This is a genomic window from Verrucomicrobiia bacterium (assembly GCA_036405135.1).
Taxonomy (GTDB): Bacteria; Verrucomicrobiota; Verrucomicrobiia; order Limisphaerales; family JAEYXS01; genus JAEYXS01.
Map to the genome: position 1 here is coordinate 12,426 of DASWYF010000038.1, position 15,411 is coordinate 27,836.

The following is a 15,411-nucleotide window of genomic DNA, read 5'->3' on the forward strand; positions in this document are numbered from 1 at the left end:
TATGAGACGGATTTGGACGGCTAAAGGTTCAAAATTATTCAAACGAAACAGATTTTTCGTTTGACCCCCTAGTTGCTTTCCAGTTACCACCACTCTCGAATTTCGCAACCCCTCAGATGCAATAGGGATACATATTGTGCCGGGTTGTATTGTCGGCGGAAACAGCAGTGCGAACTAAATGCTGAAAACGAAGTCATTTTTGTGCGGTGATTTTGGGGCGGGAACCCTCAAACTTGCCGAGTTCGAGCCAAACGAAACGGGGACACTGCGCCTCCTGCGCTACGCGGTCAAACCGCTGGGCTTGGAGGGGTCGCAAGACTCAACGCGTGCGGCCGCGCTTATCCAGGCACTTCAAACACTGCTGAAGGAAAAAGGTTTCGTCTCCCGCCAGATCAACGTCTGCGCCGCCGGCTACAACGTTTTCTCCAAATTCGTCAAACTGCCGCCGGTCGATGCCGCCAAAGTCACCCAGATCATCCAATACGAGGCGCAGCAGAACGTTCCCTTCCCCTTGGAGGAAGTAGTCTGGGACTACCAGATTTTAGGAGCTAACGCCACGGGTGAACTGGAAGTGTTGCTCGTCGCGATCAAGAGCGACACCGTGGAGGGCCTCTTCAACATCGCCGAGACCTCCGGGCTGCAGATGAACCTGGTGGATGTCTCCCCGGCTGCCCTGTGCAATGCCTACCGCTTCAACTACGGCGAGCAGGAAGGCTGCACGATGCTCTTGGACATCGGTGCCAAGACCAGCAACGTCCTCTTCTTCGAGAAGGGCAAGGTTTTCTCCCGCAGCATCAATATCGGTGCCAACGCCATCACGCAGGATTTCGCCAATGAGGCGCGCTTGCAGTTCGATGAGGCGGACCGCATCAAGATCGAGCAAGGCTTCGTGAGTCTCGGTGGTGCTTACGAGGAACCGGATAATCCTCATCAGGCCGCGATCTCCAAGATCGCACGGCAGGTGATGACCCGCCTGCACATCCAGATGAACCAGACCATCCAGTTCTACCGCAACAACCAGGGTGGCTCCGCCCCGGCGCGGCTTTATCTGGCGGGTGGTGCTTCCATGATGCCGTATGCCGCGCAATTTTTCGCGGAAAAGCTCAACATCCCGGTGGATTACTTCAATCCGCTGCAGAACGTGGAGTACGATCCGAGCATCTCGCTGGAGGAACTGGCGACGGTCGCGCACTCCTTCGGTGAAGTCGTCGGCTTGGGTGTCCGTAATCTGGCGCAATGCCCGGTGGAACTCAACCTGATGCCCAAGAGCCACCTGAAGCGCAAGGCCTTTGACCAAAAGAAGCCTTGGTTGATGGCGGCGTTGTTCAGCCTTGTGCTCGTGGTTTTCTCTTACGGCCTTTTCTACAAACAGCAGGCCGGATTGAAGAATGCGGAGATCAAGAAGCTCAACGAGCGCATCAATCCTTTGCGGAACATGAAGGGGCAGCTTGACGCCCAGTTTGGTACGTTGAAGACACAGTACCAATTGGCCAATGAACACGCCATGTTGCTTGACGACCGTTATTACACACCACAACTGATGAACAGCCTGCAGTCCATGCTGTTGCAGTATGAAGCATCTTCCTCCAACGCATTTGGAAAAGATACGGGTGTCTGGATTGAAAAATTCACACCCTTGTTGCCTACGGGAGCGGCTCCTGTGGGTGGTGGTGGCCGTTTTGGTCCGGCGGGCGGTGCTCCCGCTGCACCCGGTCAGCCGGTAGCCACCCCGCTGCCGACACCCGCCGCTCCAGTGGTGGTCGGTTACTATGCAGTCACTTTCCGGGCGGCCAACCTCAACAGCCTGGCGCCTGATGCCAACCGCCGTTTCGCTTTCGCCCTGCAAGAAGTCGTGAAGACCAACACGCTGTTCCTGCCGGATTACACCAAACTGGATGACAAGATGGAGGAGGTCGATCCTGCCGCCAAGTCATTCTCTTTCTCAATGACCCTGCAACTTAAGCGCCCTGTCCGCCTCCACTGATACGTTTATGCGCTGGATTAAGAGAAATATTTTTCTGCTGATAGGGATTGTGCTGGCGCTGGGCCTGATGGCAGGCGCGATCGTGTTTCTGGTTTCGACGATCCAAGCTGATGTCAAAGCATCCAAGTCCCTCAAGTCGGCCCAAAGTGAATTGATTTCATTGATGCAGTCCCAGCCGTTCCCGGATCAGGCCAACCTGACTCTGGCTCAGCAGGAGACGCAACGGCTGGTCCAGTTCATGGCTGGCGTGCAGACCAACATCACCTATCCGCCAGTCCCGAAGATGACGAGCCAAGAGTTCTCCTCTTATCTATTGAACACCGTGGCGGACCTGCAAAAGGGAGCTGAGCAGGCGGGCGTGCAGTTGCCGGCTCCGCGTTATGCCTTTTCCTTCGAGCCGTTGGTGCAGCAGGTCAATTTTGATGCGGCCAGCATCGAACCGCTCACCCGCCAGCTCATGGAGGTGAGAGAGCTTTGCACCAATCTTTTCCAAAGCCAGATCCACAAGCTGGAATCCTTGCGCCGCGTCCGTGTTTCCACACTGGATCCGGCCCAAGGTCCGCACTATCTGGACAAGGCGGTGAATCCGGCAGCCTATAACAACCTCGCCTCGGTCACTCCTTATGAGATCGTTTTCACCGGTTTTTCCACGGAACTGGCCGGAGTGCTGGAGCGCCTGCAACGCTCGCCCATCTTTTTCTCGGTCAAGCTGATCAACATGGAGACCATGAAATCAGCCGCACCGGTGGCCGCTCCGGTCCCGACGGCAGCCGCACCCGCTCCAGCTGTGGGAGCTGCGGCCAAGGGCAAAGCCAAGGCCGCTGACTCGACGCCGGTGAAAGACGAGATTTATCTGTTTGAACAGCCTTTGAAGATACACCTCTTCATCGAAGTGGTCCGCCTGAACCAAGCTCAAGCCGCAAAATAAACCATGCAGTTCCTGAAAAAACATTACGAGAAGATCATTCTCTGCATCGTTTTGCTCGCACTCGCAGTCGCGGCGGTCATGTTGAGCATCAAGGTGAGCAATGTGAAGCGCAGCTTGGTCAAGGCTGGCAAGACAATTGACAGCTACCCGCGAGTTCCCCTGAAAGCGGTGGATTTGACGGCATTTCAAAATTCTCTGGCCGTCCACACGAATGCTCCGGCGCTGAGCATGACCAACCGGCACCTGCTGTTCAATCCGGTGCGCTGGTATAAGAAGCCGGACGGCAACATCATCAAGGTTTCCACCGGCTCGGAAATCGGCATCGGTGCGCTGCAGGCAAGTTCCATCCGTCCGTTGAAGCGCATCGTCAGTCTTGAGAGCGCTTCCGGGACCGGCGAGAAAGCCCGTTACAACATCGGCATAGTCAAGCAGGCGGGTGCCACACCGGCTGACCGGCGCAAGATCACTCAATTCGCCTCGTTGAACGAAAAGAACAAATATTTCATGCTTAAGGAAGTGCGTGGGGATGTGCCGATCGAGGCCACCCTGGTCCTCGTGTGGCTGGAGGATGAAACAAACGATGAACTGCTGGTATCAAAAGCGATGCCCAGTGAGAAGACGACCGATTACGTGGTGGACATGGCTTACCCGCCGGACAACCAGGAGTTCAAGGGCAAGCGGGTCAATGAAAGCATAACCATCGCAGGAGAAAATTACATTATCATTGCTATCACGGAGACGCAGGTAGTAATGTCCGCCGAACGCAACCAAAAACGAACGATTGTCCCGTTACGCGCGACACCATAACGCAGATTCCTTGTCTTTATTGGTATGAAACTCAGTACAATCCGGATCACCAAGTTCGCCTCATGTGTGGCGTTTCTCGGCGTATTTTTGGCGATGGCACCCATCCACGCCCAAGTCGACCCTGCGCAGGTGGCAGCCGAAGAGGCGGCCAAGCGTCAGGCCACTTTGACGCTGCTGGAGGAAACCTTGAAGCGCGCGGCCGCACTGCAAAAGGAGGGCAATCTGGCAGATGCAGCCTCGCTATATGAGGAATGCCTGAAGCTCGTGCATCGTTTGGGCGGCACCGATGTCGATGCGCAAAAGCGGCAGGCTTTGGCGGGCCTCACGACCACGCGTTTGGGCATTGCGCGCAAACATTTCGAGAACCAAGAGTTCGTTGAAGCGGACAAACAGGCATCCGAGCTGTTGAAGTTTGATCCCCAAAACAGCCAGGCCAAGGAATTCAAGGCATATAATGCCGAAGTGGCCGCCAAGACCCGGCCCTTCATGCCCAGCAAGGAAACTTTGGCCAAGGTGCCAGTGGTAAAGGCGGAGAAGGAAGAAGTGTCCATCATGGTTCAGGACGCCAAGCTGCTTTACGAACTGCGCCGTCTGGAAGAGGCGGAAGCTAAATTGCGCGAGGCGATCAAGCGGGATCCGGCCAACCATGCGGCCTTCTACTATCTGAACCTGATCCAAGAAGCCCGTTACAGCGACATGGCCCGCAAACGCGACTATGAACAGCGCGTGCGCATCGTGGACGTGGAGAGAGCTTGGGAAATCCCCACCAGCCGGGATGCCCTTCCGGTGCCCAATCCCTATGTCCGCACCAATGTGGCCCAGACCGGCACCAAGAACCGTCAACGCGTTCTGGCCAAGCTGGATCAAATGGTGATCAAGGAAGTGTTTTTCGACGGATTGCCGCTCTCCGAAGTGGTGCGATTCCTGCAAGAGGAATCAGTAAAGCAGGACCCGGAAAAACTAGGTATCAATTTCATCATCAACTCCAACCTTGACGACCAACCCTCCAGCCGTGGCGCTCCCGCGGGATTGCCGGGTGAATTCGGTGGTGCTCCTGGGTTGGATCCTCTGGGCCAGCCGCTGGCTCCTTTGCCCGCCGCCCCGGCGGAAGCAGTGGATCTGGAAACGATGCTGGTCAAAATCAACCCTCCGTTGAAAAACCTCCGCATGATTGATGCGTTGGATGCCATCACCAAAGTGGCCACTCCGATCGCAGGTCGTGGCTTGAGTTTCATGGTCGAGGATTATGCAGTTGTCTTCCGTCAGCGCGTGGTAGATCCGCCGCAGATGTTCACCCGCATCTTCAAGATTGATCCGAACACGTTCCGTCAAGGTTTGGAGAGCGTCACCGGTCTGACGGTTGATACCCTGTCCAGTTCAGGCGGTGGCGGTGGTGGCGGCGGTGGCGGTCGTGGCGGCGGCGGTGGTGGCCGCGGCGGTGGTGGTGGCGGTCAGGGTGGTGGTCAGGGCGGCCAGAATGGTGGTGCTGATCCGTTGGCTATCCCGCGTGTAGCTGTCACCACAGGCGGCCAAGGCGGCCAAGGCGGTCAGGGTGGCGGTGGTCAAGCCGGTGGTGGCTTGGGTGGTCAAGGTGGCGCTGGTGGTGCAGGCGGCCAAGGCGGCGCTGGTATCACAGGTGTGACTACGATTGTTCTCACGGAACAGATTCAGGCACTCGCCCGTCAGTTCTTCGCGGCTGCCGGTGTGAACCTTGCTTCCAACGCTGCCGGTGGTGCATCCACCCAGATTTTCTTCAATGACCGTACGGGTGTCCTCATGGTACGCGCCTCATTGCAGGACTTGGAGATCATCCAAAGTGCTATCGAAGTATTGAACATCATCCCGCCGCAAGTGCAAGTGGAGGCCAAATTCGCGGAAGTCACACAAAATGACACGCGCGGTTTGGGCTTCGACTGGTTCCTTGGACCTACTCTGATCGGTAGCGGACGCGTCGTAGCGCAGCCGGGCACACAACCTACTTTGACGGGTGCCCCCAGCACGGCTAATCCCACCGGAACGTTCCCGGGCAATCCTTTGTTTGGCACAGCAACGGCACCTTCCGCAACGGATGGGTTCCTGACAGGCGGATTGCGCCAGCAGATCGGTATCGGCAGCCAGCAGGCTACCATCCCGACACTGGCCTCCTTCACCGGTATTTTGACCGATCCGCAGTTCAAGGCAGTGATCCGTGCCTTGGAACAGCGTGATGGTGTTGACCTGCTGGCGGCACCGCGGGTGACTACGGTCAGCGGTCGGCAGGCCCAAATATCCGTGGTGGACAATGTCACGTTGGTTTCCGACGTATCGCTCCAGCAAACGGGTGGTCAGCAAACTGGCGGCTTGGTTGGTGGTGGTACCGGTGCGATTGGCTCTACGGTCACTTATACCTTGGCCAACTTCCCCACCGGTCCCGTGCTGGATGTGATTCCGTATGTTTCTGCGGATGGTTACACCATTCAGATGACCGTAATCCCGACGATCACCGAATTCATCGGTTACGACAATCCGGGTGGTTTCATTCCGCAGGCGCAATCAGTCGGTGGTGCCACGGTGGGCATCCCGCTCACCGCCTTGCTGCCTTTGCCTCGCACACGTCAACGCGTCGTGGTGACATCCACCGTGGTTTGGGATGGTCAGACGATGGTGTTGGGTGGCTTGATTTCCGAGGACGTGCGCAACGTCAAAGACAAGGTGCCGGTCTTGGGTGACCTGCCGTTCCTTGGCAAACTCTTCCGCAGTGAATCCAAATCCACTTCGAAGAAGAATCTGATCATCTTTGTCACGCCGACGATTATCGATCCTTCGGGTAATCGCGTGAACAGCGACCGCGAAATGCCTTTTGCGAGAAACTCGGTGCCTCCGCAGCCGGCTTGGAGCGTGCGCGACAAGAACTATCAATACTAAGCCCGGTTCACGGTCCAATCTGGGAACATGCAGGCGAACGTGAATAATAAAGCGTCAGAAAAGCCGGTGCTCTTGCTGGTCGATGGCCATGCATATGCCTACCGTGCTTTTTACGCCATCCGTTCGCTCTCATCTCCCGACGGTTCACCTACGAACGCCATCTATGGTTTCGTGAAGATGCTCCAAAAAATCCTGCTCCAAAGCGGTGCTACTTGCGCTGCTGTGGTTTGGGATGGGGGATTGGCCGAAGGCCGCAGGACGGCTTTGCCAGACTATAAGGCAAACCGTCCCGAGATGCCTGGTGACCTTGCTGTGCAACTGGATGAGATCACACAGTATCTGGATGCTGCTGGGATTGCCAGCCTGTGTCAGGACGGCTTGGAGGCAGACGATTGGATCGCCCGGCTGGCTCAAGATGCTTTGGTGAGCGGGCATCGGGTGATCATCGCCAGTGCAGACAAAGACTTCTTCCAACTGATTGGACCCGACTTGGGCATGATCAATCCCAACGACAAAGAAGAGCGCCTGTGGTCTGCGGCTGAAGTGATTGCCAAGACCGGGGTAAGCCCCCATCAGATAGTGGACTGGCTCAGTCTCTTGGGTGATGCAGTGGATAATATCCCTGGAGTCCCGGGCATCGGCCCCAAGACGGCGGCGGATTTGTTGAACAAGTTCGGCTCCTTGGATCAAATCTATGCGGGCTTGGATAAGGTGGCCTCAGAACGCCAGAGAAAGGCCCTGACAGATGCGCGAGAAGCGGTATTTCGTAACCGGGAGATGGTGCGGCTGTGGGTTGAAGCCGCACCGACAAGCGACTTTGGGGCTTTGCAGTTCAAAGCACCCAAAAATGACAAACTCAGTGAGTTGTACCGGAAGTGGGGTTTTAAGACGTTATTGCGGGAATTAGAGCAGACTCAAGCAGCCGGGGAATTGCTGCTTTGTTAAATAAAGTTTTGATAAGCAAAAAACGAACGTTGATTGAGTTGACATAAAAATGCCGATGTGTGTAAATACAATGTATTCACATTGCGTGCACAAAGAATAGACAACTAAGCTCAAGGCGACTGTTTTCATCTCCAAGCGTTTTATTTCGATGAATATGTTAACTGCCAAGCTGAATTCGCGTCAGCGCCCTAGCGGCCTGCCGGATTGTGGCACCATGGACCGTGCGAAAAAAGCCGGTGGGAAATCTGCCCTGCGTTGGTGGAGTGGTTTGCTGTTGCTCTCGCAGGTCGCTTGGGCGGGAGCGGCGAATTTCATGCCCTTTGGCGCAGAGTACGCCATCATCGGGAATAAGAAGGGAGCTCAGGAAGAGTCATCAGTGGCTCTGGGGGCGAACAAGGGAGCAGTCGTCTGGCATGATAATCAAGTGGACGCAGACGGACTGGGGATTGGCATGCAGTGGCTGGATCAATCTGTATCCGGCAGCTTTGGCAGTTTCCGGGTGAACACGACCGAGACCGGCAATCAGGAAAAGCCGAAGGTTGCGATGCTGAATGATGGGGGGGCAGTGGTGGTCTGGCAGGGGGGAAGTGAAGTGGATAAGGATGTATTTATCCGGTTCATGAGTGGTGAAGGCACTTTCTCCACGGGCGAAATCAAAGTGAACACTTTCACTGAGTTGCTGCAAATCGATCCAGATGTGGCCGTATTGGCGGATGGCAGCGTGATAGTCGTTTGGTCCAGCTTCCATCAGGATGGCAGTTACCAGGGAGTGTATGGCCAGCGGTTTACCGCTTCCGGCGGCAAGATCGGCAATGAATTTCAAATCAACCAATATACTCCCAATAACCAGCGCAATGCGACGGTGACAGCACTTTCAGGTGGTGGATTTGTAGTGGGCTGGGTTTCTGAAAAACCCACGCAAACGGTGACGAATCCGAACCTGACACCTGCTGAAGGCGGCCAATGGGTGCAACAGGTAATCAGCCGGATTGAGATATTGGCCCGTCGCTATGATGCGCAGGGACTTGCGTTGGGTAACGAGTTTCAGGTCGATGCCGGAAACACCGTGGCTTCCCTTCCCAATGCTTGCGCTCGCGGGGATGGCGGCTTCAGCTTTGTGTGGAATCAACACGTTGCCGGCGAAGATTGGGATATCTACTCGCGCAGCTACAATTCTGCCGGGCAGGCTTTGTCGGAGCCTTTCCGGGTCAATGTGGTGAATGATGGCAAGCAATCCTCGCCGCGTGCAGTTGCCTCCGGTGACCAGCTGTTCGTCGTTTGGAACAGCATCCAGACCACGAGTTTCTGGGATGATGTCAAAGGCCGGTTCATAGGGCTCGCCTCAGCGGGCTCCGAGATCGAGTTCCGGGTGAATTTCGAGGAATACAGCATTCAAAACCAGCCCGCTTTGGCCATCAACAAATCAGGCCAGGCTGTAGTGGTGTGGACAACTTTTGTCGGCGGGGAGAACAGTGGCGACATCCACGCCCAACGTTATAACTCAGTAGTACCGTTGCCAGCGGGACCCACACCAGTCGTCTCCGGACGTGACAGCTCATCCATCGTAGTCAGCTGGTCCCCATTAGTTGGTATGGGGGTAGCCAGTTATTATGTATATGTGGATGGCAATCCCAGCCCGATGGTCGTTGATGCGAACACCACGCAAGTGACGATCAACGGCCTGCAACCGTCGACAACCTATTCCTGGCGGATTGCCTACCGGTTGAACGATAACCGTGTCTCACCGCAATCAGTGGCCGCGACCGGACGCACTTGGGGTGTGGACAGCAATGCGGATGGCATCCCCGATGAGTGGCAGATTGCGAACTGGGGAGCTACTGCTTCCAAGTGGGGCGCACCGGGCGAAGACAGTGATGGTGATGGTCTGAGCAACTACCAGGAATTTTTGGCCGGAACAGACCCGCGTGACGAGAACAGCGCCTTGAGGACACAGGTTCAGGTCGTGGAAGGGGCTTTCTACTTCAAGTGGAACACCACTCCGGGCAAAGTTTACCAGATCCAACATTCATCTGATTTCCAGACGTGGACTGACGTGGGAGCACAACGTATGGCAGTGTCTGGTGAAGACAGCGTGTTTGTGGATCAATCCGCAGGCATTGGCTTTTATCGCATCATCTTGGTCCGTTAGAGGTAGCTATGTTGAAACGTTTTACGCTGTATTTGGTGGCGCTGGCCAGCCTTCTGGTGACACAGAATGCTGCCCGGGCCTTTTCTCTGCTGGGGCCGATCACAGGGAATCCTGCGATATCCACATGGCAGATCTTCGCAAACGGTTACAATTTCGGCACCGACATTGGCGGTGTCATGAACCGCGGTGAGGGCTATCGCTGGAATGTGCCCGTCTTGTACGTGGCGTTTGATGATTCCTTCATAGAATATTTCGGCAACCGTGGCGTCTCCGAGGTGGAATCGGCATTGTACACGTTCAATACGATGACCAATTTTTCCTTGATGAGCAGCAATCTGAACGAATTCCCGCTGCGCACCACCCGGGTGAACTTCCGTGCGCAGGCTCTCGGATTGCAGGACCTCAAATCGACCACTATGAGGGCGATGGTGGAGGAACTCGGCCTGACTCAGCCGGAACGATATGCCTTCACACTTCGTGACCGAAATGTGACGACGTTCAACGGAGTGACCTATACCAACTATCTGGTCATCATGCGTAATTTCGATCCCGTAAGCCATCAGCCGACCGCTTTCGTGAACGGGACGCTCTACACCTATGACTTGAGGGAGGACTATACCCTCATCGGCGCACACGAAGCGGCCGAACGCCCGGTTGATACGTCAGCCTTTACTTTCACTTCCGTGGCTTACTCAGCACCCTTGATTGGGCACTTTTTTACCGGTTTGACCCGTGATGATGTGGGGGGCCTTCGCTATCTGTATGGCACGAACAATATCGCGGGTGAACGGTTGCTGACAGATACGCAAATCGTGGTCACCAACAGCAATCAGTTGGTGGTCAGAACGGGGGATTTGGGCCTGCTGACCCGCCAATCCACCAATACCATCCTGACTCCGCCACAGATGCAACTGGCGTTTCCTGGCATCCAGTTTGCCGCCATCACGACCAATGTCGGGTTGGTCAATCTCACGAGCGTTGTCAGTGGCAATATAGTTATCACCCCGACGGTCACAAACATCTACAGCTACATATATGGCAATGTGGTGACGAACTTCATCACCAACCAGGCCCGTGCAAGCGTTCAGACCATTCTGGTCACTTCCAATCAGGTGGGATTTGTAACGAATGTGCTGGACCGGGTGGAGTTCGTGACCAACGAGGTTGCTGGTACTTTCTACATCATCACCAATGGTGCGTTCGCTTATGATATTCTGGAGCAGATCAATATCGTGACCAATGAGCAGCGGACGATTGTTGTCACAAACATCAGCACAACAGCTTATTTCACGAACACCGCACCGGGCGCCCGTGTGTTGGTGGAGGCGACCAATGACTTGCACGAATTGATCCAGTTCTCCTCCACGAATGCACCGGCTGCGGTGATTGCGAGGTATCCTGGCATCTTGCTCACCAGCACAAACATCTATCTCACCAATCTGGTGCAGGAGACATACTTCTCCTATATCACCAACTTTTATACGGACCCGGCATTTCTCCTTGGTCGCGTCGTGGTCGGCACCAACATGGTCACGAATGTCATTGCTGCTTACAGTTACACCTTCGGCAATGTGGTAACGAACCAGTATTATACCAACGGTTTCATCACCTCGCGCACCATCAACATCGGTTTCAACGGCGTTTCATCGCCGTATAACCCGGCTTTTGGTGTGACGAATATCACCACCAACATCATCACCTCTACCACCTTCCAGTCACACACGAACGGAACCTTCTACATCGTGCCGACGAATCTGGTCGGATACAATGTGCTCGCTACGATGTACGAAAGTCCGACGGCCATCACCAACACGCTGGTCTCCGCCGGCTTCACGTTCGGTGGCCAGACTTTGAGCAATATCATCCAGCAGATCCGTTATCGCACGAATTCAGTGCTGCTGGCTGAGCCGATTCTCCTGCAGAATCCGACGAACATCGTCATTTCCCAGCTTGGCATCCGGCAGGAGTTGGTACGCGAAGTCCTGACGGTTAACTATCGTGTTTTGCCGTTGTATCTTTCCAACTCGGCTGCCATGGGGCCGCACGTTCGGCGTGGCACAGACCGCATCCAGTTCCGCCGGCTCCCTTATGATTCGGTTCTGGCTCGCGTCATCAATCCGGTGACCAATTGGTTCCTCAGCAGCATGACTGTGACTAACGGCACCAACATCCTGACATTGGGCCTGAACGGCATCACAAATGTCTACAGCACTTCGGGATATACAGTCAGCGGCACAAACTATAATCAAATCGAGGTCAGGGCCGTGACCCAACCGGACTTCCTCTACGAAGCGGGAGATTTGGGATTTTTCAGCTCGGATGTGACGGGCATACGCGTCCCCGTTCTCTTCAGGCGCGAGAATACCGCCAACTGGATCAATAATGATACCATCAACGGCACCTCGCAACTGGCCGGCCCCGGTGTGATCACCGGTCCGATCACCATCAGCTACAACAATGTGGGTCCCGCGGTTTCGCACCAGACGCCACGGACACTGGGCCAGACCAGCCCCATCCTGATTCACTTCACATGGGGTACCTATGACGGGTCAGGTGCCGAACCGGTTGTCTACCCAATCGGAACCGGCATTGATACATTGGAAAGCCAAATCTTGAACGGACCGTGATGAATTCGATACCGGAAAAAACTCATCTGAGTCGTATGAAACAGTTTTACCTTACTGTATTGTTGATGCTGGGGGTGGCGGCACCGCTCAAGGCGCAGCAATCCTATTATCTGATCTCCGGCACCGTGTCCAATCCGCCGCCCATCAATGCGACGACGGTTGAGAACATGGGGAACATCACAGCGGTCAACAGCAACTACTTTTATGGTGCTGTTTTCGATTTCCTCAATCTGGAGAACTTCATCAACCGGGGAAACATTTACGCCAGCCCCGGCATTGATTTCAGCAAGATCACCCTCTCTCCGGACGCCCGGGCGGCGAGCACGAGTTTCATCAACGAGCAGAATGTCTATGCAGACTTCCGCCTGCTGATCAATGCGAACACTGTGGAAAACCGCAACGGAGCACTCCTGGCCACTCCGCGCATCGGTTTGCTGGATATCAACGCGCAGTCGGTGGACCTGTTCGGCGGTCGAATTACGGCGGGTGATGGTACGACCTTCGGGAATGTGACAGAAGGCAGCATCTCGATCCGCCGCAATAATAATTTCTTTTACCTGAATCCTGCCAATATCCGCGACGAATATTGGGGCTCGACCAATGGCGGCAACATCAGCCTTCCATTCATGAGCTTCGGCGGTGTCACACCATCGCACCGGACGTTTTTCCGGGGCACACCGCAAGGAAACACTTTCTTCCAATCGCTAGACGTTAATCCGTTCTTTAGCGGCGGTTCTTTCTTCCTGACCAACACGTTTCCCACGAACGGCTACCTCTTCTACGCCTCGACGAATAATTTCAATTTCATCAATAACACGACCATCCGGAACACCATTCAGCTGGTCTTCATACGCACGAATGAATTCAGTCCGGACATCCAGGTCGCGTTCCCCTTCAGCACCAACAGTGCCGGGTTCGATGTCAACGACATCGTGGTCCAGTTCGGAACCTCGGACGTAGATCCTGTCACCGGCCAGACCTTTCAGCGTTATCTGACGCTGCTTGATGAAAGCATGTTCCGGGCGCGCATGGGAACAGGTGGGGCCACAGACACACTCAATCTGCAGGCGAATGATGATCGCCCTGGCTACTTCCGCCCCTTGGCATATACTCTGGTGAGGAGTGATTTTGCCAGCGTTATACCTGCCCCGGTGGGTTTCCCTGTCTTTCCGGGCAGTTCCTTCGCAGTGCCTCCCATTCCCTATGTGGATGTGCTTTTCCCTGGATCCGGTAATTTCGACGACCGCTTTATCACCAATCAGGTCTCCCATGAATATTCTGCTTGGGGATTCGTTGTCAGTCCGCGTGATTTCGGAGGGGACTTGGGCATCGACCCGACCCTGTCTGATGCCACCAATTCACCCGGACGCATCAACATCAGCGGATCATCCTCAGACCTTTCCTACTCGACTCTTGTGGCTGACAACATGATCTCCCTCAGCCTGACGAATGGTGTGGACCTGACAGGGGCAACGCTCTCAGCACCCAACATCAGAATCAAAGTGGCGGGCAACTCCAACACGATCATTTCGAACAACTTCCCGGATAACGTCACCCGCCTGAATGGTCAGGTGGCGGTATGGACTGGTGTATGGCAGATCGACCAACGGGTTACGAACACCTATATCGGCGGCTTTACCGGCTTGGTGGAGCATGCTTATCAGGTGATGATTTTGGACAATACGCTCAGCACCAATGCACCAGTCGTGCTGCGGGATTTCAATGTCCAGTCAACAGAGGTGACATTGGATGATACTCTGACTTTCGGAGGTAACCTGTTGATAGGCGGCAACTGCCTGCACATCCCGGCGACCGGATCGTTCAACTTGAATTCCGAGAACACGGATTTCAACTCGACTGACGCTCCCAATCTCCGCTGCCTCATCAACGAGGGGACTTTCAATGTGCCGCTGTTGATCAACTTGGGGGTGGACCGCAGTCTGCCCTATTCAAACATCGTGAACCGGGGTTCGATGCTTTCTGGCTCTATCCTGATCCGCAGCGAGACCATCACCAACTCCGGCACTCTCTTTGCCGTTGCCGGTTCCTTGGGAATCACTGCCGGATCGAATTACCTGGAAGGCGGTATTTTGGGTGCATTCGGGGGTAACATCAATCTGGCTGGGGACCATCTTTCCATGAGCAACGCCGTTATTTCGGCACCGCAGCAGTTGACAATGCGGTTTACGAACTTCTTCGGTGACAATGGGATCACCAATAACATTTTTGTCGGCAGCGGGTTCAGCCTGTTGACGCATCCAAACAAGGGTGACTTGATGGCAACGCGTCTGGAGACCACCGCCTCCACGACAGTTCCCCGTTTCCATGTCTGGAGGGGCGAAAACCGGGGGGCAACTCCCAGCGGCTATGCGAACAATACGGCCATCCAGCATTTGGTTTTGAATGGTGTGACGAATTGCCAGTTCCACTTCCAAGGCGCGGTTGCCAATTCGGCCCTGTATGTGAACTACTTGGAATTCCAAGGAGGCACGACGAATACCAACGGTCTGCACATCGCCAGCACCTTGGTGGTCAACCCGAACCTGACGATTTACTTCGCCGATTCAAATGTTCCGGAAGATAAACTGACCAATGCCTTCCCCGGTCGTCTTGTCTGGGTAGATCCGGCGATCACAGCCGGACCAATGGTGGCTGTGCCACTCGTGGGCGGACAGTATATGCAACTCACCACGCGTGAATTCCAGACGATGCTCGCCCCAGGTGGCGACTATGATGGCGATGGTGTGGCCAATGATCGTGACGATTCTCCGATGAGCGGCTTCACAGTGTCCAATGTCACATTGGTGAACGTCCCGCAGTTGACGGCTTTCATCAAATGGCAGGCGGTGAAGGGGGTCACTTACACAATCGAGTACAGGGATGGCTTGGGCCAAGGGAATTGGCAGAGCCTCTATTCAATCACAGCGGTTGAAAACAGAGAGATCACAGCCGTGGACCTGCCGCCAGCGGGCGGTCAAAGGTTCTATCGGGTAAGGTTTACGGCTCAATGATTGAAACTGCTGACCGGAAGAAAAATTGCAATCGCCCAGAGGCCGCCAAAGGCGGC

The 15,411-nt window shown here is 55.0% G+C and carries 8 protein-coding genes; all 8 read left to right on the forward strand.

Annotation, left to right across the window (positions count from 1 at the left end; genetic code table 11):
• Nucleotides 1-178 precede the first annotated feature (178 nt).
• Complete coding sequence (pilM, locus tag VGH19_18715) at nucleotides 179-1,984, forward strand: type IV pilus assembly protein PilM (GenBank protein ID HEY1173409.1); 1,806 nt, start codon at nucleotides 179-181, stop codon at nucleotides 1,982-1,984.
• Nucleotides 1,985-1,991: 7 nt separating this feature from the next.
• A complete protein-coding gene (locus VGH19_18720; GenBank protein HEY1173410.1) occupies nucleotides 1,992-2,912 on the forward strand; it encodes an Amuc_1100 family pilus-like protein in 921 nt (306 codons plus the stop codon).
• 3 nt (nucleotides 2,913-2,915) lie between these two features.
• Nucleotides 2,916-3,719 (forward strand): hypothetical protein, encoded by an 804-nt coding sequence (locus VGH19_18725; protein ID HEY1173411.1) that lies wholly within the window; start codon nucleotides 2,916-2,918, stop codon nucleotides 3,717-3,719.
• A gap of 24 nt (nucleotides 3,720-3,743) precedes the next feature.
• Nucleotides 3,744-6,623, forward strand: a complete 2,880-nt coding sequence (locus tag VGH19_18730; GenBank protein ID HEY1173412.1) for a hypothetical protein — start codon at nucleotides 3,744-3,746, stop codon at nucleotides 6,621-6,623.
• A 39-nt stretch (nucleotides 6,624-6,662) separates the two neighbouring features.
• On the forward strand, nucleotides 6,663-7,568 hold the full coding sequence (locus VGH19_18735) for a 5'-3' exonuclease H3TH domain-containing protein (GenBank protein HEY1173413.1): 906 nt from the start codon (nucleotides 6,663-6,665) through the stop codon (nucleotides 7,566-7,568).
• 148 nt (nucleotides 7,569-7,716) lie between these two features.
• Nucleotides 7,717-9,717, forward strand: a complete 2,001-nt coding sequence (locus tag VGH19_18740) for a fibronectin type III domain-containing protein (GenBank protein ID HEY1173414.1) — start codon at nucleotides 7,717-7,719, stop codon at nucleotides 9,715-9,717.
• An 8-nt stretch (nucleotides 9,718-9,725) separates the two neighbouring features.
• The gene (locus VGH19_18745; GenBank protein ID HEY1173415.1) at nucleotides 9,726-12,344 is read left to right on the forward strand and encodes a hypothetical protein; all 2,619 of its coding nucleotides are present in this window, start codon (nucleotides 9,726-9,728) and stop codon (nucleotides 12,342-12,344) included.
• Nucleotides 12,345-12,379: 35 nt separating this feature from the next.
• Nucleotides 12,380-15,355 (forward strand): hypothetical protein, encoded by a 2,976-nt coding sequence (locus VGH19_18750; protein HEY1173416.1) that lies wholly within the window; start codon nucleotides 12,380-12,382, stop codon nucleotides 15,353-15,355.
• Nucleotides 15,356-15,411: the final 56 nt, after the last annotated feature.